The sequence below is a fragment of the Paenibacillus sp. PvP094 genome, from assembly GCF_040546835.1.
GTDB lineage: Bacteria > Bacillota > Bacilli > Paenibacillales > Paenibacillaceae > Paenibacillus > Paenibacillus illinoisensis.
Genome location: NZ_JBEPOM010000001.1, coordinates 6,255,833 through 6,274,547 on the forward strand (window position 1 = coordinate 6,255,833; position 18,715 = coordinate 6,274,547).

Annotated in this window: 21 protein-coding genes; all 21 read right to left on the reverse strand. The window is 45.0% G+C overall.

The genetic code is table 11. The features are described 5' to 3' along the window. Window positions 1–7: 7 nt before the first annotated feature. The 21 genes from ABIC22_RS28250 to trmFO all read right to left on the reverse strand — a co-directional run bounded on the left by ABIC22_RS28250 (window position 8) and on the right by trmFO (window position 18,700). Window positions 8–373, reverse strand: coding sequence for a response regulator (locus tag ABIC22_RS28250; RefSeq protein WP_095287820.1), 366 nt, complete (start codon window positions 371–373; stop codon window positions 8–10). Window positions 374–401: 28 nt separating this feature from the next. After that, window positions 402–1,655 (reverse strand): flagellar motor switch phosphatase FliY, encoded by a 1,254-nt coding sequence (fliY, locus tag ABIC22_RS28255; RefSeq protein WP_354485403.1) that lies wholly within the window; start codon window positions 1,653–1,655, stop codon window positions 402–404. Then, on the reverse strand, window positions 1,645–2,643 hold the full coding sequence (gene fliM, locus ABIC22_RS28260; RefSeq protein WP_095287822.1) for a flagellar motor switch protein FliM: 999 nt from the start codon (window positions 2,641–2,643) through the stop codon (window positions 1,645–1,647). Before fliM ends, fliY begins: the two co-directional genes overlap by 11 nt. A 39-nt stretch (window positions 2,644–2,682) precedes the next feature. Continuing rightward, on the reverse strand, window positions 2,683–3,144 hold the full coding sequence (locus ABIC22_RS28265; protein ID WP_127536257.1) for a flagellar basal body-associated FliL family protein: 462 nt from the start codon (window positions 3,142–3,144) through the stop codon (window positions 2,683–2,685). Then, the gene (locus ABIC22_RS28270) at window positions 3,144–3,365 is read right to left on the reverse strand and encodes a flagellar FlbD family protein (RefSeq protein ID WP_024630220.1); all 222 of its coding nucleotides are present in this window, start codon (window positions 3,363–3,365) and stop codon (window positions 3,144–3,146) included. The genes ABIC22_RS28265 and ABIC22_RS28270 overlap by 1 nt, the downstream gene beginning before the upstream one ends. Window positions 3,366–3,433: 68 nt before the next feature. Beyond that, on the reverse strand, window positions 3,434–4,249 hold the full coding sequence (flgG, locus tag ABIC22_RS28275; protein WP_095358621.1) for a flagellar basal body rod protein FlgG: 816 nt from the start codon (window positions 4,247–4,249) through the stop codon (window positions 3,434–3,436). 81 nt (window positions 4,250–4,330) lie between these two features. After that, window positions 4,331–4,714, reverse strand: coding sequence for a TIGR02530 family flagellar biosynthesis protein (locus ABIC22_RS28280; RefSeq protein WP_127536258.1), 384 nt, complete (start codon window positions 4,712–4,714; stop codon window positions 4,331–4,333). After that, a complete protein-coding gene (locus ABIC22_RS28285) occupies window positions 4,711–5,253 on the reverse strand; it encodes a flagellar hook capping FlgD N-terminal domain-containing protein (protein ID WP_127536259.1) in 543 nt (180 codons plus the stop codon). The genes ABIC22_RS28280 and ABIC22_RS28285 overlap by 4 nt, the downstream gene beginning before the upstream one ends. Before the next feature lie 20 nt (window positions 5,254–5,273). Beyond that, a complete protein-coding gene (locus ABIC22_RS28290; protein ID WP_354485407.1) occupies window positions 5,274–6,644 on the reverse strand; it encodes a flagellar hook-length control protein FliK in 1,371 nt (456 codons plus the stop codon). Between the two features lie 35 nt (window positions 6,645–6,679). Beyond that, window positions 6,680–7,618 carry a MotE family protein gene (locus ABIC22_RS28295; RefSeq protein WP_127536261.1) on the reverse strand — a complete coding sequence of 313 codons (939 nt, stop codon included), beginning with the start codon at window positions 7,616–7,618 and terminating at the stop codon, window positions 6,680–6,682. Between the two features lie 44 nt (window positions 7,619–7,662). Beyond that, window positions 7,663–8,115: a flagellar export protein FliJ gene (gene fliJ, locus ABIC22_RS28300; RefSeq protein ID WP_127536262.1), complete on the reverse strand. Its 453-nt coding sequence runs from the start codon at window positions 8,113–8,115 to the stop codon at window positions 7,663–7,665. A gap of 11 nt (window positions 8,116–8,126) precedes the next feature. Continuing rightward, entirely contained in the window at window positions 8,127–9,446 is a 1,320-nt protein-coding gene (fliI, locus tag ABIC22_RS28305; RefSeq protein WP_095287830.1) for a flagellar protein export ATPase FliI, read from the reverse strand. Continuing rightward, complete coding sequence (locus tag ABIC22_RS28310; protein WP_354485409.1) at window positions 9,433–10,287, reverse strand: FliH/SctL family protein; 855 nt, start codon at window positions 10,285–10,287, stop codon at window positions 9,433–9,435. The genes fliI and ABIC22_RS28310 overlap by 14 nt, the downstream gene beginning before the upstream one ends. After that, the gene (gene fliG, locus ABIC22_RS28315; RefSeq protein ID WP_095287832.1) at window positions 10,280–11,296 is read right to left on the reverse strand and encodes a flagellar motor switch protein FliG; all 1,017 of its coding nucleotides are present in this window, start codon (window positions 11,294–11,296) and stop codon (window positions 10,280–10,282) included. Before fliG ends, ABIC22_RS28310 begins: the two co-directional genes overlap by 8 nt. A gap of 11 nt (window positions 11,297–11,307) precedes the next feature. Continuing rightward, window positions 11,308–12,891, reverse strand: coding sequence for a flagellar basal-body MS-ring/collar protein FliF (gene fliF, locus ABIC22_RS28320; protein ID WP_127536265.1), 1,584 nt, complete (start codon window positions 12,889–12,891; stop codon window positions 11,308–11,310). 147 nt (window positions 12,892–13,038) lie between these two features. After that, window positions 13,039–13,350, reverse strand: a complete 312-nt coding sequence (fliE, locus tag ABIC22_RS28325; protein WP_127536266.1) for a flagellar hook-basal body complex protein FliE — start codon at window positions 13,348–13,350, stop codon at window positions 13,039–13,041. 57 nt (window positions 13,351–13,407) lie between these two features. Then, window positions 13,408–13,857: a flagellar basal body rod protein FlgC gene (flgC, locus tag ABIC22_RS28330; RefSeq protein WP_127536267.1), complete on the reverse strand. Its 450-nt coding sequence runs from the start codon at window positions 13,855–13,857 to the stop codon at window positions 13,408–13,410. A 5-nt stretch (window positions 13,858–13,862) separates the two neighbouring features. Next, entirely contained in the window at window positions 13,863–14,270 is a 408-nt protein-coding gene (gene flgB / locus ABIC22_RS28335; protein WP_127536268.1) for a flagellar basal body rod protein FlgB, read from the reverse strand. 986 nt (window positions 14,271–15,256) lie between these two features. Beyond that, the gene (hslU, locus tag ABIC22_RS28340; RefSeq protein ID WP_095287837.1) at window positions 15,257–16,657 is read right to left on the reverse strand and encodes an ATP-dependent protease ATPase subunit HslU; all 1,401 of its coding nucleotides are present in this window, start codon (window positions 16,655–16,657) and stop codon (window positions 15,257–15,259) included. Between the two features lie 129 nt (window positions 16,658–16,786). Then, window positions 16,787–17,329: an ATP-dependent protease subunit HslV gene (gene hslV, locus ABIC22_RS28345; RefSeq protein WP_095287838.1), complete on the reverse strand. Its 543-nt coding sequence runs from the start codon at window positions 17,327–17,329 to the stop codon at window positions 16,787–16,789. A gap of 27 nt (window positions 17,330–17,356) precedes the next feature. Then, window positions 17,357–18,700, reverse strand: a complete 1,344-nt coding sequence (gene trmFO, locus ABIC22_RS28350; protein ID WP_371859911.1) for an FADH(2)-oxidizing methylenetetrahydrofolate--tRNA-(uracil(54)-C(5))-methyltransferase TrmFO — start codon at window positions 18,698–18,700, stop codon at window positions 17,357–17,359. Window positions 18,701–18,715: the final 15 nt, after the last annotated feature.

Consider the following 18,715-nt stretch of genomic DNA (forward strand, 5'->3'; position numbering starts at 1 on the left):
ATGTGTCTTAAACTCCCAGCGTTTTGCTGATCGCTTCGATGACCCGGTCAGACTGGAATGGCTTAACGATGAAATCTTTGGCACCAGCCTGAATCGCATCAATTACCATCGCTTGTTGTCCCATAGCTGAACACATAATGACTTTAGCGTTCGCATCGATTTTTTTGATTTCTTTCAGTGCTGCAATACCATCCATCTCAGGCATGGTAATATCCATCGTGATCAGATCAGGACGAAGTTCCTTAAATTTCTCAATTGCTTGTGCTCCATCCTGAGCCTCGCCAACGACCTCATATCCGTTTTTGGACAAAATGTCCCGGATCATCATTCTCATAAACGCAGCGTCGTCCACGACTAAAATTCGGTTTGCCATCTTGATTCAAGTCCTCCCTAAATTGTGCTTATTGTAATTTCTGAATTCGGTCCCATTGGCTTACGATATCTATAACACGAACACCAAAGTTTTCATCGATAACGACGACTTCTCCCTTAGCGATCAGTTTGTTATTGACCAAAATATCGACAGGTTCGCCGGCCAGTTTATCCAGCTCGACAATTGAACCTTGTGAGAGTTCCAATATATCCTTAATTTGCTTCTGGGTCCTTCCTAATTCTACGGTGACTTTAAGGGGAATGTCCATCAATAAATTCAAATTATTTTCGTCCACCTGACCGTAAGCCCCATTTTGCAAATTGGCGAACTGGACGGGTTGTACATTCACATTCCTGTTTGGCATACCGCCGTAGTGTTGTGGTGCACCATACGGTTGCTGTGGTGGCATCCCGTAAGGCTGTTGTGGCGGCATTCCTTGCGGCATACCCATTGGTGCCTGTCCATAACCATTATAGTCTGGAGCAGGCTGTTGAGGCGCCTGTGGAGGCATTTGCTGTTGAACCGGTGGTTGCTCCGGCGCCACAGGTGGAGCTGCCGCCGCTGGTGTTGTCACAGGTGCATTAGCCGTTGATTCTTGTGCTCCGCCGATCAACATATCCACCATGTGTTTGGCGAAATCAACAGGCAAAAGCTGCATCAGATTGGAGTCAATCAGATCACCAATCAGGAGGCGAAACGATACTTGAATCAACGTTTCGTCATGCGGCAGACTGCTTACACCCTCGCCACTCTCCATATTGAGAATATCAATGCCTGGCGGAGAGATATTCACAAATCGGTTGAAAATCGTAGACATAGAGGTTGCTGATGAACCCATCATTTGGTTCATTGCTTCCTGTACTGCACTAATATGGATCTCATTCAGCTCTTCATCCGCAGGATTGCCTTCGCCTCCAAGCATCAGATCAGCAATTACTTGTGCATCGCGCTTTTTGATAACTAGTGAATTGATCCCTTCAAATCCATCTACATAATTGACATGTACTGCAACATGTGGCTTGGGAAACGCTTCTTCGAATTGCGAACGGCTGATAATGGATACCTTCGGTGTTGTAATATCTACTTTTAATCCTAATAGCGTGGACAGTGCTGTCGCTGCGCTACCAAACGTAATATTACCGATCTCCCCCAATGCATCTTGTTCCAGCTCAGTCAGAAAATCATCAACTGTTTTTTCAGCAGGTTCCGTGCTACCCATTGATTCGGATTGCCGGAGCAAAGCATCGATTTCTTCCTGGGACAAATAATCCTTACTCGTCAAATTCTTCAACTCCTTCGGTGACAATCTTATCTATTTGTACAGCCACACGGTCTTTTATCGTTCCCGGACTGCCCATATACTTCAACCTGTCGCCCACTTTGATGGATAATCCCTCATCAACCGGTTTGTTCAACGTAATGACATCGCCGACCGAAAGACCAAGGAATTCCGAGATCGAAATTCTGGATTCACCCAGTTCTGCAACAACTGGCAATTTGGCTTTGTTCACACGTTCTCTAAGGGCATCGTATTCTTCCGGCGCTCTTGTTTTCTTCTCTGAAACAAACCACTGATGTGTCGACAGCCTTGACATAATAGGTTCAAGAACGACATGCGGGATACACAAATTGATCATGCCCGTAGTGTCACCGATTTTGGTGCTCAGCGAGATCAAGGCAATCGTTTCGTTGGGTGATACGATCTGCATAAACTGTGGATTCGTCTCCAGTGCTTCCATTCTCGGCGATATGTCGAGCACTGTTTTCCAAGCTTCCTGCAAACTTTCGAACGCTCGGCTAAAGATCCGCTCCATAATTGTCGTTTCTATTTCAGTCATTGAAGCTATTTTAGTCGGCGCACTTCCCGTACCACCCAGCAATCGATCCAACATCGCATAACCAACATTGGGGTGGACCTCCAGCACCATTCGTCCTTGCAACGGTTCTGCTTCAAATATGTTTAATATCGTCATTTTAGGGATTGAACGAATAAATTCATCATAAGGCAACTGTTCGACCTGAACGACGTTAATTTGAACGAATGTCCGTAATTGGGCTGAAAAATAAGTGGTGAGAAAGCGTGCAAAGTTCTCGTGAATTCGAGTCAAACTTCGGATGTGATCTTTGGAAAAGCGAACCGCCCGTTTAAAATCATACGATCTAATTTTTTTCTGAGTTTCTTCCTTTTTTAATTCCTCGGCATCCATCTCACCTGAGGAAAGTGCTGCTAATAGGGCATCAATCTCATTTTGTGATAATACATCCACCATGTTCTCACCCCCTTACCGTTTTACAGCGTGCTCTGTTCATTACATTGATGCCATCAAAAAATAAGTAAAGTTCGTGCTGCTCAGCTTCGGTTCAGGCAATGCTTCATTGATCAGTTTCGTCAGTTTTTCATTAAACTGAGAACGTCCCTTGGCTGTTTTTAACTCTTCTGGCTGTGCATCCGCAAAAGTCTGAACAATAATTGGTTTTACGGTAATTTCTTTAATTTTCTCGAAATCTTCTTTTGCTGTAGCGTCAGCCATTTTAAAAGCCAGGTTGACTTGTACAATGTGATTGGTGTCTGCCAAATTGGTTTTGATGTCGGTAATCTCGGAAGTAACCTCGACAATTTCATCGGCAGTCATCTTTTTGACTTCAGCAGCCGAAGCTACGTCTGTTTCAGCTTTGTTACCCGTCTGTCCTTGCATAAATACAAACACAACCACCACAATGAGTGTTATGGCAAGCAAAATCGTTGCCAGCCAGGGCATCATCTTTTTCATCAGGATTCCTCCGTTTGCTGCACTTTGATAGTGGCTGCCTGAACCCCGATTTCACGGTTGTAATCTTTGATTTTGGAAATGACTTCATCTGCCTTTTCAAGGACAATCAGTCTCTTACCAGTTACCAGAGTAATATACGTATCCGGCGTTTCTTCTACAATCTCTACCATCAGCGCATTTAACCACATGGGAGAACCATTTAACCGCGTTACCGAAATCATGCTAAGCCCCCTCTCGATCAATGTGGAGGAGCGAGCTCCTCCACGCATTAAAACTTTCTAATCAGCTATTAACGTTTCAGGTTAACAACTTCCTGAAGCACTTCATCGGATGTTGTGATGATCCGTGAGTTCGCCTGGAAACCACGTTGAGCGACAATCATCTCTGTAAACTCACCCGTCAAATCCACATTGGACATTTCCAGTTGGCCTGCAATAACCGCGCCTGTTCCAAATTCGGTGCTGTTCGCTGTTACAATTTCGAATTCGCCATCAGCATTGGCATTTGCAGTAATGCGGTACAAGTTACCACCGATCTTTTCCAGACCTTCCGGGTTGGTTACTTTACCGATCCCCAGTTGTGCACCAGCTTCAGTTGTACCATCATCCATCGTTTGGTTGATGATTCCATCTTGACCAATGGTGAACGAAACTACGGTATCATCCAGAGTGATTGGCTCGCCACCACTATCCACAACGAACAAACCGTCTGAAGTTACAAGGTTACGGTTAGCATCCACATGGAAATCTCCTGCACGAGTCAAGAAAGGAACTTCTTGCTCTCCGCCAAGTGTTACCAGGAAGAAACCATCACCGTTAAGACGCAAGTCGGTTGGATTGTTCGTGGTCATTGGACTTCCCGCTAGATGCAGCGTATCAATCGAACCAACGGATACACCTAATCCGATTTGTTTTGCATTTACACCACCGTTTTCATCTCCTGGCGCTGTTACTCCCGCCGTTGTTTGGCTCATAATATCTTTGAACATAACCCGACTTCCTTTGAAGCCAACGGTGTTTACGTTTGCGATATTATTACCAATGACATCTAGTTTGGTTTGAAAACCCCGCATCCCGGAAACGCCAGAGTACATCGATTTCAACATGATTATAAATCCTCCCAGCCTTAATTTGGTTACCGCATCAGTCGGTCAGCGGTGTTCCGGCTCCCGAGAAGGGCCAGCCGGTTAAGATATGATTACTGCACTATCGATTTGTGTAAACACGTTATCCTTCATGCTTTCGCTATCCATAGCTGTGACTACAGTACGATTCTTGACATTGACGATAAAAGCCATATCCTGCATCAGGATCAGAGATTCTTTAGCACCTTTGGCCGCAGCCTTGTCCAGTGCCGTTCCAATCTGCTGCATCTGCTCACTTTTCAGCTCAATTCCACGCTGTTCCAATCTTTTGGCTGCATGGTTGCTTAGCTTAAGGAGATTATCCTCTAGCACTTGGGCAAAAGGTCTTTCTGGAGTGATTGCTGCTTCACTCTGTTTAGTGCGATTAAGCAAGTTCGGTGTTACTGGGCCTGTATATAGTTGTCCTACCGTTATTCGTTCACTCATAACGTGTTCCCACTATCTTGACCTGATGTTTTAGCTTCCTCGCTTTCGCTCACTGGTGTTGAACCATCAACAGTACTCTGATCTTGGGATGCTTCTTCCTCGATTGGAGCGGGATTCGAAACCTGGATAATTTCATTCAGCTCGATTTCGTCTTCGCCCACTTTAGCGTACTGTACACCATCCCGTACGATGATCGAATCAACAATTCCCTGACGAAGCGTTCCGCTGTCTTCTTTATTAGAAGAAAGCCAGCTGATTTCCCGTCCGATCATGCTTGAAACCGCACCAAGAGACTGATTCAGCGTTTTGAGCTGCGACGAAATGTTAACAAGCTGTTCAACCGAACTGAACTGTGCCATTTGAGCAATAAATTCCTTATCCTCCATAGGCTGCATCGGATCCTGGTTTTGAAGTTGGGTGATTAGTATTTTGAGAAACTGATCCTTCCCTAACTCCTTGGTAGCTGCACTAGTTGTTGCCGTGTTCGAAGCCGAGTAGTTCGGCCATGTATTATTGGTAGAAACAATTTCAGTAGCCAATATTTTCACCTCATTTCTAGTTAAGCTTTAGCAGTAAACGAGCCTCCCTGGAAGTCGTTTCCTTCCTCATTTTCACTGCGCCAATTCCTCAGTTCTTCCTGAAGGTTTGCCGTAGTTATTGCATCATCTGTTTGCTCTTCACGTTCCCGTGAACGGCGCTGATCCTGCGAGTTATTTCCTTGCTGGCGTCCGCCGTCATGATACATCTCAGAACCTAGGGAGCTGCTCTGAGTGACTTCGATTCTCTCCACTTGTATACCTTGGGATTGAAGCGAGGTACGAAGCTGTGTCATTTGCTGTTCAAGCATATCCTTCGCCATCGCATGTTCAGTCATGAAGCGTGCAACCAATTGTCCGTTCTGCAAGGTAATCTGTACATCCAGCTTACCCAGATGTTCTGGTCGAAGTGAGATCGTAGCTTCTGAAAAGCCTTTTTGCTGCACGATATCCAGCTTATTCACCACAAATTGCGTCATTTCCTTTGCAAACTGTGATGCCTGCATTACAGGTTCAGCTGGCTTAGCAACCGCTGTGCCCGAAGTACGCATGGATAACTCACCGGCTGTAATCACCTTCGAATGATCCATTTCTCCACCTTCACTTGCAGTCGACGAAGTGTTCACATCTGTTTCACCTGTCACTTTAAGCTCTTTGGTAGAAGACGAAATTGCAGTCAATTCTTTCTCCGTAGATGGAGTAGCTTTGGTTTGTACACCTTGATCTTTTAATGAATCCATGGAATCAACGATAGCTTTAAGTTCTGTCCATCCTTTATTGCTGCTCAGATCAACTCCAGCCTCCTGCAGCTGATTCTGGAGGGTTTGAAGCAACTGCTTAAACTCAGCTGTATTTTTGGCTATAGGACTATCTGGTTCAGTCATACTTGCAACCAACTGAGTAAGTACATCCTGCAGCACAAAGCGAACTGCAGCCGGGTGTTCAGTAAGATCCATCACCGCAGTAGCGTTAACGTTTGTTTGCACATTTACTGTTCCATCCGCTTTTTCGGTTTCAACGGAAGCACCGTTTAATTGGGCATACAGCTGTTGAATCATATTTTGCAATTCTGCCAGTAATGTCGGGTCATTTTCCAAAACTTCATCTAACGAATCCAAGTCACCAAACAACGAGTCCAGAACAGCTGTAAGAGACGTTTCTTCCCCTTCTTCACTAGTTGCAAGGGCTATAGCTAACGGATTTACAGTTAAACCCCCAGCAGTAGCCGAGTTGTTTTCTTCCGAAGTGGTACTATTCAATGACTGTGCCAGTGTTTGCAAAAAACCACCATCGGTCCCTGTAACCCCACCTTTAGATTGCGTTCCAGACGAAGTTTGTGCTGCTCCTGTTGTCTTTGAAGTGGATACTGAGGTCATTTGGTATACGATTGACATTTGTTTCACCTCCTTTCGGATTAAGAGCGTTCTACCTACTTATTTCCCATTAACCGGTTTAAGATTTTCGCTGTTTCAGCTGAATTCTCTGTAGACATATTCTCAAGTAATTGTGAGCGTGTAGCATCGTCTACCGAGTTTAAAATGGTCAATGTTTTATCTGGACTGAGTTTATACGTCTCTAGCAGCAATTTTGCTCCGCTTGAGGCTGACATCGAAGAGAACGTTTGGCTGAGCTGGGTTTTGTCCAGGTTTTTCGAATTGGTAGTTGATGTTGTTGTAGTTGCTGCCGTTTCTTTCTTCAATCTGGATTGCAGCGCATCCAGTGCCAGATCTCCAGATGGTTTTGCATCCTTCATCATCATCGTGACATCTGCCGCCGTTTTCGGATCCATTTTCTCCAACACTTTCGTACGGGCAGTCGACTGCATCGCACTCAAAAGAAGCACCATTTCTTCATTGGTCATGTTCTGTAAAATCGGTGCCGCTTTGCTTGGACTCATGTCTGCGTACATTTTGGCCAAATCCTTAATCTGCTTCTGATAATCAGATTCGGTCTCCGGAACTTCGGCAGCCGCCGTTTCCGCCGCTTTTTCTGCTTCATCCAATTTCGCTTGAAGATCGCTTGCTTTTTTTGCTTCTGCCGTAGTAGCCTCTTTTGCTGCCTGTAGCTCTGTTTCTTTAGCTGCTACTTGAGACTTCAACTTTTCGATTGTTGCTTCAGCACTCTCAACTTGCTTTTCGCTTTCGTCCAGCTTTTCTTTTTCAGGATCCAGAACAGGATCAGGGACCCAATTCTTGACTACCGGAATTTTGTTAGCTAGCTCAAGCATGTTATTGCGAATATCTACATTAAATAAGGTCAGCAGTACACCGAGCAACACTACGGTGAAGACAATCGGGATTGAAATCATCAGAAACTTTTCCCAACCGCCGCCTGACTCTTTCTCGATATCTGTGTCTTTAACAGCCATTATTTCATTCCTCCTTCACGAGACAACTTCGCTTGCGAAGCCCATCAGATTGCGCGTCCGGCCTTTGCAGCGAAGCGTACAGTAGCCATCTCGTCCAGATCGTTCTGTTCCCGGAGGAGCATCTCCTGCTGAAATTTGATCTTGGCTTTGTCTCTCGCTTCAAGCCACACTTTTTCATCAACCATCTTACCGTTCAAGAACGTCTGATTCCGCTGCACATTGACCTGAGCGTGTTTAACATCCGTATTTTTTTTGGAGATGCACTCATCCAGGTGATACACGTATCGCTGCATTTCTTGCAGACTGGATACAGAAGCTGTGCTCTCCGTTGCGGATTGAATGACACTAATCAGTTCGTTTTTATCATTCATAAGTTGTAGAAGGTGTTCTTCTTCTGTTTGAAGTTTGCCGATTGCTGTGGATAACATCCACTCCGCTTGTGTTTTTTCATTGCTTTTCAGGTCAACTACCTTCTGGAAATGATATCGAAATTTCATCGCTTAACCTTTCATCTCCTTGCAAATTCAAGAATCAAACGTTCCTGCACTTCACTCAGCGTTACTTTTTCGTCCACTTTTTGCTTGGTAAAGTTCCATATGCTTTCGATCTGATCCATCGCTTCATCAATAGCTGCATTCGACCCTCTTTGATAAGCCCCAATGTTGATCAAATCTTCGGATTCTTTATAGACGGCCATCAATCGCTTCATATTATTAACGGCTTCCAGCTGCTCTTCAGGCGCAATATCTTTCATGACACGACTAATGCTTGCGAGCACATCGATTGCCGGAAAATGCCCTTTGTTCGCGATGGACCGATTCAGCACAATGTGACCGTCCAGAATTCCTCTAACGGCATCCGCTATCGGTTCATTCATATCGTCACCATCGACGAGCACCGTGTAAAATGCTGTTATGGAGCCGGTCGGCCCCGTCCCTGCACGTTCCAGCAATTTAGGCAAACTCGCAAATACAGAAGGTGTGTAACCTCTCATCGCTGGAGGTTCACCTACAGCAAGTCCAACTTCCCTTTGAGCCATGGCATAACGAGTAACGGAATCCATCATCAACATGACATTCATGCCTCTGTCCCTGAAATATTCCGCTATCGTGGTGGCAATGACTGCCCCCTTAATTCGAATCAATGCAGGTTGGTCTGAAGTAGCAACGATGACCACCGAGCGTTCCAGCCCTTCCGGCCCCAGATCTCGCTCAATAAAATCACGAACCTCGCGTCCCCGTTCACCTACGAGTGCAATAACATTTACATCAGCTGCCGTATTGCGAGCAATCATGCCCATCAATGTACTCTTACCCACACCCGATCCGGCAAAAATACCAACCCGCTGACCTTTACCAACGGTCAACAGACCGTCAATCGCTCTAACGCCTACACCCATGGTTTCCAGTACACGCGGCCGTTCCATCGGATTCACAGGTTTATTCGATGTGGAGAACATCGGCATTCTTGAAGGCAGCAGCGATCCATCCAGAGGTTGACCAAGTCCATCAAGCACTTTGCCCAGCAGCTCTGAACCAACCTGAACTCCAAGCGGCTTCCCGGTACCTACGACATCACACCCCGGACCAATCGATTGCAATTCACCCAAAGGCATCAGTAGCACTTTGTTATCCCGGAAACCAACCACTTCTGCTTGAATCGGCTTCTCTGATTTACCCGGGTAGATGTAGCATACGTCACCGATGCTTGCGTCAGGACCTTCGGATTCAACCATCAGCCCGATAACCTGTGTGACCTTACCATTAACCCGAACAGGATCAAATTGGCGTAAGTGCTCCATGTAACGCTGTGAACTAAGAACCTTCATGTTGATTTTTTCGCCCCTCATCCTCAAGTGCTATGCGGATCAGTTCTTTTTTTATTTCAGAAAGTTGTGTATCAATACGGGCATCGACGCTGCCAAACGATGAGCGAATGACACACCCTTTGTCTTTCACCGTTGCATCAGGCAATATTTGAAGTTCGGCCTGTGAGTCGATCGATAAGGACAACTCCTCACGCGCAGCTTGTACAAACGCAAACTGCTCTGGTGCTACACACAAGGCAATCATTCCTTGTTCACGTTTCCGTGACAGATTCTGACGAATCAGTTCGAGAGTATGCTCTGGTTCAACAGTGAGCTGCTTATCAATAACCTTCTCTGCAATTCCGCATGCCAGCTCTACAAGGAAAGGCTCTGCTTCCTGGATAATTTGATCTTTTGCTACATAAGCCTCTTGCAGTACTTCCTGGGCTTCTTTCATCATCTGTTCGATCTGCACTTGGAGATCCAGTTCAGCTTGTACTTTGCCTTCATCAAAACCCTGCTGAAAACCTTGTGAGCGCATCGCTTCAATTAAATGTTCATCCTGCTGACGCTGTTCCTGCCACCAGGTATCGATCTGCTCACGGGCTTCTTTAAGCATGCGTTCCGCTTCCTCGGAAGCTTCGCGTACCTGCTTTTCTGCAAACTCCTTGGCATCCTCCAGCATCTCCGCAGTCAGACGTTTAGTTTCTTCGTCTACACGAGCCTGTAACGCCTCTGTCTCTGCACCTTCTACTTCACTATCTGTTCCTTCAGTTTCAGGACCACCATAATGATGATGATTTTCAAGACGTTTGCGGTCATCAACCGGCACATACTGGAAAGATTTAATCAAATTAGACAATGATATCATCTCCTCCGCCGCGAGCGATAATGATCTCACCAGCTTCTTCCAGTCTGCGGATCGTTCCTACGATACGAGTCTGGGCTTCTTCCACATCACGCAACCGAACAGGTCCCATGAATTCCATTTCTTCCTTGAATGTCTCGGACATCCGTTTGGACATGTTGCGGAACACTGCATCGCGAACTTCTTCGCTCGCCACTTTGAGTGCAAGCTGCAAGTCTGCGTTGTCGATATCGCGGATGATACGTTGAATTGAACGATCGTCCACGTTGACAATATCTTCGAATACAAACATGCGTTTTTTGATTTCTTCGGCAAGTTCCGGATCCTGAATTTCCAGAGAATCCAAAATGGTACGTTCCGTACCCCGGTCGACCCCATTCAAAATCTGTACGATCGACTCGATGCCGCCTGCGTTTGTATAATCCTGTGTAACCGTTGACGACAACTTTTGTTCCAATACACGTTCCACCTGAGAGATAACCTCAGGGGAGGTGCTGTCCATGACAGCGACTCTTCGTGCAACATCAGCCTGCTTCTCCTGAGGCAATGAGGATAGAATTGCTGCTGCCTGCTCGAATTGCAGGTAGGATAGTACCAAGGCAATCGTCTGTGGACTTTCGTTTTGAATAAAGTTTAATATTTGGTTTGGATCGGCTTTGCGTGCAAAGTCAAATGGTCTAACCTGCAGCGTAGCTGTCAAACGATTAATAACTTCAAGTGCTTTTTGCGATCCAAGTGCTTTCTCCAATATTTCTCTTGCGTAAGTAATACCGCCTTGAGAGATGTATTCCTGAGCCAGACAGATCTGGTGAAATTCCGCCATAATCATATCTTTTTCGGAAGCATCAACTTTGCGAACATTGGCAATCTCCAATGTTAATTGTTCAATCTCCTCATCACGCAGATGTTTGAAGATTTGTGCCGACACTTCCGGACCTAGTGTAATCAACAAAATTGCTGCTTTTTGTCTTCCAGTCAAACCTTGACTGCTTGCCTTTGCCAATGCGTTCACCTCTATTCGTCAGCCAGCCACGTACGCAGCAGATTGACGAATTCGTCTGGCTTTTTCTTCGCCAAACTCTCCAATTGTTTGCGCACTTGACTTTCGTTCGTTACACTGTCCAACGTAATGGACGGGAACTCTGTTGCTACTGGGAGAGGAATATCTTCTTCTTCCTCTTCGTTTTGTTTGCGTCGACGGCGTACGAGGAGGATAACGACTGCTGCGATTAACGCGGCCACCAATGCTCCTACGCCCCACATCATACCTGTTGATAGCTGGAATCCTGTTTCTGCAGCGGCTGCAGTCTGGAAACCTTGGGATATAACCGAAACTTTCTTGGTCAGATCAGCGTCTGTAATTACATCACCTGAATCTGCAAGTGAAGCTCGAACGATGTTCACCAAAATATTCTCAATTGCATCCTGGACAGGTTGTTGTAATTCTGTTTGTCCTTCAGGTGGTTCAACGGCTACGTTAATGGTTAAATCTTTTACAGTATAAGGACTAGAAATGATATCTTTGGCAATTCGATTGACTTCGTAGTTTACAGTGCTTGATGATTCCTCAGAAGTTGAATTCCCCGTTGCATCTGCTGAAGGATACCCAGGAACTTCTTCTTGACCGGTACCTGCGACACCGCCTGTTGGAGTACTCGCACCTGTATAACTCTTTTGAATCTCCTGGACACTGATCTCGATGCCCTTCATGTTCTCTTCATCAACAGGTGTAACCAGATTCTCTTTGCTTGTCACTTTATCGAAGTTAAGCTTGGAAGCAACGAGTACATTAACTTTGTCTTCGCCTACGATTTGAGACAGAAACTGTTTTACATTGTTGCGTACGTCATTTTCGAACTTCTTCTGCAAAGCCATGTTTTCCTGGACTTCGGAAGATAATCCACCACTGCCTCCACGGGCAGTTGGAATCAACTCGGCTTCATCCGTGTTGGTGATCGTAATATTTTCAATCGGCAGGTTGGGAATAGCGGTTTTCACCAAGTTAAAATATCCATCCACTGCTGCCTGATTCGGGTGGTATCCTGGTTTAAACTGCAATGCTACGGAAGCGGATGCTTTGTCTTGCTCTTCCAGGCCGGCAAAGATATTATCTTTCGGCATATTGACCAAGACTTTTGCATCTTGAATGCCTTGCATGCGCTGGAGTAACTGTTCGACTTCTCCGTTAATGGCATTGTTGTATTTAACATCGAATTCTTTGTCTGTCATCCCGATCGGCGATGAAGACTCCTCGAATGATTTATATCCCAATGAACCATTCTGAATAATTCCTTGTGATCCTATGTTGACTTTTGCAAGCGCAACATCCGTGCTTGGTACCGATATGGTTTTCCCGTCTGCGCTTAATTTGTAGGGGATATTGGATGAATCCAGGTAGTTAATGACTCCTGCTGAATCACTGGAATTCAAATCAGTAAATGCCACTTCATATTCTGTTTTGGACAGCTGCATAGTTAGTACAACCGCTGCCAGAATTAAAAATAAAAAGGTGGAAACCAGTAAAACTTTCTGTTTTTTGCTGAAGCTATTCCAATACTGGGTTACTTTATCCCTGTACTGGGCGATTCTCTCATTCACTCTGTCACCCCATCCGAAACTTTGCTTAGTCTGTCCCGAGCCATCAAAGTACTTCTATTACTAAAGTACGAGATCTGCCTCAGGAGCAGCATCGCAGCTGCTTGTTGTAATGATCAGCGCTGTTATCGAAGCGCAATCATGCTCTTTTTACATTTGCGTACGCATAATCTCTTGATACGCTTCGACTACTTTGTTTCGGACTTGCGACGTGAGTTGCAGACTCAACAGGGCCTGTTCTGAAGCGATCATTACCTGATCCACGTTCACATTCCCCAATAGAAATTGATTGGACATTTCATGTGCCTGAGTCTCCTGCGTTGCCACGGACCCTAATGCCTCTTGTAAGTATGTACCGAAGCTCTGAATGGTTTCGGCTGGTGTTGATGTTTTGCTAACGGAAGCATTTTGCATCTGCAACGGTTGAACTACCTGTGTGTTAAACATGTTGTTCTGAATCATCAATGTCTCCCCTTTATCCCATTATTCATGTTAAAACCTCATTGACATTACCGTAATCTATCTTCCGATCTCTAAAGCTTTTGTTATCATTGCTTTGGTTGAATTTAGCGCTGTTACGTTTGCCTCGTAGGACCGAGAAGCTGATATCATGTCAACCATCTCTTTCGCAATATCCACATTTGGCATATACACATACCCTTCAGCGTTGGCATCAGGATGAGAAGGATCATATACAGGTTTCAGAGGAGACTGATCTTCACGAATCTCTGATACTCTAACTCCCTCACCCGAGGACTTACCCCCCATCTGATTTTGCAGGATACTGCTAAACGAAGCTTTGTTTGGTTCGAGAACTACCATTTTTCTTTTGTAGGGAACGGCTTCACCATTCGATACACTGGCGCGAGTCGTCTCAGCATTAGCGATGTTTGAAGATATTACGTCCATCCTCAAACGTTGGGCTGTCAGGGCCGAGGAGCTAATGTTAAAACTGTTACTGATATTCACCTAAGTTATCTCCCTTCCACTCCAACACGCATCATTTTAATCTGTTCATTCACTTGTTGAATATAAGCGTTGTAACGCAACTGGTTCTCCGCCAGAAGACTCATTTCTTTGTCGATATCGACATTATTCTGGTTATTATTCATGGATGTCGAATGATCCATTGTTACTACAGGTGTAGGAACGGAAGAGGAAGGTCCTATGACAAAATGCCTTGAGTCCGTTACTTTTCCCTTAAGAACTGGCATATCTCCATCCGTTTGCTGCCTTAAAATCTCTTCAAAAGATACGTCAGAACGCTTGTAGTACGGGGTGTCCGCATTCGCAATGTTGTCTGCAATTGTTTGTTGTCTAGTGTTGGACGCATCGAGTGCACCTTGTAATCTTTTAAAGCTAATATCATTCAAAAGATTCACGATTTCCCTCCTCTCCTTAGAAATTATGGAAAAAGATTCAATCTTTTTCCCTTAAATTTGCTTATGTTTTTCGACAAAAACATTCGCCTTTTCACGTTTTTCTAGGACTTAAGTAGAATTAACTCTGATGTTGTCGTATAACATAAGTTTCTTCGAGATTGGCATTTATTACAATAAGAAAAAAGCCCTATCTTTTCTGAAAGAGAGGGCTTTTTGTGTATTTTCTGCAAATTATGAATTTTTTCGCAAATGTTGAGGCCCAAAACAAATTGGAGTTCACATCTACAAAACACACACTTAAACATTCTTAAAATTTATAGCAGGCACTTCCATCTTATTCCTGCCGTCACTTCATCAACTTCATCTACAATTGGGAAAATTTCTCTTAATTGTGTTAGCAATATTTGCCGTTGCAACAAGGTTTTTAATCATCATAACTTTAGAAGGAAACATTCAATACATTATATAATGGACAAGCTAGCCTTCTTGCTTTACTTGTTTACTCTGATATAACACAACACTTTCTTAACAATTAAAAATCCGGTTACACCTGGTAGTCAACGAAAATATTTTACTACATCAGCGTATTACTCCGATCGACTTTTTGCGCATTTGCGCAAGTTTTGTCGGCAATGTAATTAAACCGATAACCAGACTTGGATAAAACAGACAACCTTATATTGGAAGACGTTCCACCCACAAACATGATATTTTTCAGATTCTTACGCCACCGGATCCAGACACCTGCGGCACAAGTCCTATTTTTTACTACTCTAAATGTAACTTCAATCTTTTTATCGGCTTTTCTCTGGAAATCCATTAGTCAGGAACAAAAAAAGGCAGCATCCATCTGCCATAAAGATAAGCAATCACCAACCGATCAGGATTATTCCTTCAACAGTAGTTCGTCTTATTTCTATTAAACAGTGAATACCACCATTAAACTTCAATATTATATATTGCTTCTGTTTATTAAGAAAGTCTTATTACAGAATATATTGACTCAGGTCACGATCCTGTGCAATATCGTTCAGTTTCTCGCGTACATACTCTGGAGTAATGACCATTCGCTCCAGCGTGAGCTCAGGTGCCTCATAGGACAAATCCTCAAGGAGTTTCTCAAGAATAGTATGCAGACGCCTAGCGCCAATATTCTCCGTATTTTGGTTTACGGATTCAGCAAGCTTGGCAATCTCACGAATGGCCTCATCCGAGAATTCGATTTCAATATTTTCAGTCCGCAGCAAGTCGACATATTGTTTAGTCAACGCATTTTGAGGTTCTGTCAAGATAGATACGAACTCCTCCAGAGATAAGCTATTCAACTCAACCCGAATTGGAAAGCGTCCTTGAAGCTCTGGGATCAGATCCGAAGGTTTAGCCACATGGAATGCTCCAGCCGCCATAAACAGAATATAATCGGTTTTGACAGGTCCGTACTTGGTCATCACAGTAGAACCTTCCACGATAGGCAAAATGTCCCGCTGCACCCCTTCACGAGATACATCCGGGCCGCTGCCGCGTCCCTGGCTGGCCACCTTGTCGATTTCGTCAATAAAAATGATACCCGTCTGTTCAGCTCTGCGAATGGACTCTTGTGTAACGTCATCCATGTCGATCAGCTTGCTTGCTTCTTCCTGGATCAGCACTTTACGAGCTTCTTTGATCGCCAGCTTGCGTTTTTTGGTGCGTCGCGGCAGCAGGCTTCCAAACATCTCCTGCATATTCATGCCCATCTGGTCATTTCCCTGCCCTGCAAACATATCCATCATATTCGGAGCTGTATCCTCAACATCAATCTCGATAATGTCTTCTTCCAGCTTACCGGATAACAAGTCGAATTTGATCTTGCGACGTCGCTCTGCGACATTGGTGTCCGGCTCTGGTTCTTCCTGCTCAGGCGTATTGTTTCCGTTATTGCCAAATATCATTTCAAACGGGTTACGTTGATTTTTGGACTTGGATTGGGAAGGAGCCAGAATATGTACGATGCGTTCATTGGCAGCTTCTTCAGCCTTGTCTTTTACCTTTTCGGTCCGTTCCAGCTTAACCATCCGCATGGACGTTTCAATCAGGTCACGGATCATGGATTCAACATCACGACCAACATAACCCACTTCCGTAAATTTCGTTGCCTCTACCTTTACAAAAGGGGCTCCCACCAGTTTAGCGAGACGGCGGGCAATTTCCGTTTTACCAACACCTGTCGGTCCGATCATTAATATGTTTTTAGGTACAATATCATCCTGCGTATGCTCTGGCAAAAGGCTTCGGCGATATCGATTGCGCAAGGCAACAGCCACCGATTTTTTGGCCTGTTTCTGACCCACAATATACTTATCAAGCTCTGCAACGATTTGTCTTGGTGTTAACGCTTGTGTTTGCATTTCGCTTCCCTCCTACCAGTCTACTTAAAATCCTGCATAGAAATATGTTATCAAAATTAGGGATAACCCCGCAAATTGATAGGAATAGCCCTAACGGCCATGCTCTATGTTTCAGTTTGCGGGGTTATATTACAGTTCTTCTACAATGATATTATTGTTGGTATACACACATAACTCTGCTGCCACCTGCAATGACTCACGGGCAATGTCTTTGGCTTCCAGGTTTGTTGCATGACGTTTCAATGCACGTGCAGCAGACAGAGCGAAGTTCCCACCAGAACCGATCGCAATGACATCGTCATCCGGCTCAATGATTTCGCCTCCACCAGAGATGAGCAGCATCCCTGTCTTATCCATAACGATAAGAAGTGCTTCAAGCTTGCGCAAAATGCGATCCTGCCGCCAGTCCTTGGCAAGCTCCACCGCGGCACGCTGCAGATTGCCATGATGCTCTTCCAGCTTACCCTCAAACTTTTCGAATAGTGTAATGGCATCCGCTACTGAACCGGCAAAACCAGCTACAACCTGTCCGCGGTATAGACGTCTTACTTTTTTGGCCGTATTTTTCATCACAACGCTTTGCCCCATAGTCACCTGACCATCTCCGGCAATCGCTGCCTTGCCATTATGACGAACTGCACAGATCGTTGTAGCATGAAATGACATATCCATGATTCAGCCTCCTCCCACGAAACTAATTTATACGCGTCCCGGAACGGTTAGACCTTCTGCAGCTGCAAAACGGGCAATACCATCCAATGCGCGCTGTGCAAGAGCTTCATTTTTTTCTTTTTTGTTACGGATCTTCGTTTCCAGTTTCGGCAGCAAGCCAAAGTTTGCATTCATCGGTTGGAAGTGTTTGAAGTCAGCCGTAGTAATATACTGTGCCATACTGCCCAGCGTTGTCTCTACAGGCAACACTACAAGTTCCTGTCCAAGTGCCGCTTTGGCTGCATTCATACCCGCAATCAGACCAGAAGCAGCAGATTCAACATACCCTTCAACACCTGTCATTTGTCCTGCAAAGAACAGATTTGGACGTTCCTTGAATTGATACGTCGGACGCAGCAATTTTGGAGAATTAATGAACGTATTGCGGTGCATAACACCATAACGTACAAACTCCGCATTTTCCAGGCCAGGGATTAGCGAGAATACCCGTTTCTGCTCTCCCCATTTCAGATGTGTCTGGAATCCAACCAGGTTATACAGCGTTCCTGCTGCGTTATCCTGTCTGAGCTGTACTACTGCGTGTGGCAGCTCCCCTGTATGCGGGTTAATGAGACCAACAGGTTTCATCGGACCAAACAGAGCCGTTTGTTTTCCTCGCTTCATCATGACTTCAATCGGCATGCAGCCTTCGAAGTAAATTTCCTTTTCAAACTCTTTTAATTGGGCAACCTCTGCCGTAATCAGAGCATCATAGAAGATATCAAACTCTTCTTCTGTCATCGGACAGTTCAGGTAAGCTGCCTCCCCTTTATCATAACGGGAAGCAAGGTACACCTTGTTCATGTCAATAGAGTCTTTTTCAATAATCGGAGCAGCTGCGTCGTAGAAATAGAAGTATTCCTCGCCCATCAGTGCCTTGATTTGTTCGGATAATGCTGGCGAAGTCAGTGGACCGGTAGCAACAACAACGATACCATCCTCTGGCAAGGAGGTCAGTTCTTCGTTGACCACCTCGATGAGTGGATGCTGATGAAGAGTGGAAGTAATCTCTCCCGAGAATCCATCGCGGTCAACAGCAAGTGCTCCTCCCGCTGGAACTGCATTTCGATCGGCTGCACCCAGTACCAGGGAGTTCAGCATTCTCATTTCTTCTTTCAGCACACCAACTGCATTAGTCAAACCGTTGGCACGCAGCGAATTGCTGCAAACCAGTTCTGCAAATTTATCAGTATGATGAGCCGGTGTTTTTACAACCGGTCTCATCTCATATAGCTTCACACGTACACCGCGACTTGCAATTTGCCAAGCTGCTTCAGTTCCTGCCAGCCCGGCACCAATTACCGTTACTACTTGTTCATTCGTCAAAATCATTTACCCCCATATATG

Bases quoted from the DNA above. Each gene is read 5' to 3' on its own strand.
- fliI (WP_095287830.1), bottom strand. From the start codon at position 9,446: ATGAAGGTTCTTAGTTCACAGCGTTACATGGAGCACTTACGCCAATTT.
- fliJ (WP_127536262.1), bottom strand. From the start codon at position 8,115: ATGAAATTTCGATATCATTTCCAGAAGGTAGTTGACCTGAAAAGCAAT.
- ABIC22_RS28250 (WP_095287820.1), bottom strand. From the start codon at position 373: ATGGCAAACCGAATTTTAGTCGTGGACGACGCTGCGTTTATGAGAATG.
- ABIC22_RS28280 (WP_127536258.1), bottom strand. From the start codon at position 4,714: ATGAGTGAACGAATAACGGTAGGACAACTATATACAGGCCCAGTAACA.
- ABIC22_RS28270 (WP_024630220.1), bottom strand. From the start codon at position 3,365: ATGATTTCGGTAACGCGGTTAAATGGTTCTCCCATGTGGTTAAATGCG.
- ABIC22_RS28290 (WP_354485407.1), bottom strand. From the start codon at position 6,644: ATGTCAATCGTATACCAAATGACCTCAGTATCCACTTCAAAGACAACA.
- hslV (WP_095287838.1), bottom strand. From the start codon at position 17,329: ATGGATATGTCATTTCATGCTACAACGATCTGTGCAGTTCGTCATAAT.
- fliM (WP_095287822.1), bottom strand. From the start codon at position 2,643: ATGGTGGATGTATTATCACAAAATGAGATTGATGCCCTATTAGCAGCA.
- trmFO (WP_371859911.1), bottom strand. From the start codon at position 18,700: ATGATTTTGACGAATGAACAAGTAGTAACGGTAATTGGTGCCGGGCTG.
- ABIC22_RS28295 (WP_127536261.1), bottom strand. From the start codon at position 7,618: ATGGCTGTTAAAGACACAGATATCGAGAAAGAGTCAGGCGGCGGTTGG.
- hslU (WP_095287837.1), bottom strand. From the start codon at position 16,657: ATGCAAACACAAGCGTTAACACCAAGACAAATCGTTGCAGAGCTTGAT.
- ABIC22_RS28265 (WP_127536257.1), bottom strand. From the start codon at position 3,144: ATGAAAAAGATGATGCCCTGGCTGGCAACGATTTTGCTTGCCATAACA.
- fliE (WP_127536266.1), bottom strand. From the start codon at position 13,350: ATGATTCAGAACAACATGTTTAACACACAGGTAGTTCAACCGTTGCAG.
- flgG (WP_095358621.1), bottom strand. From the start codon at position 4,249: ATGTTGAAATCGATGTACTCTGGCGTTTCCGGGATGCGGGGTTTTCAA.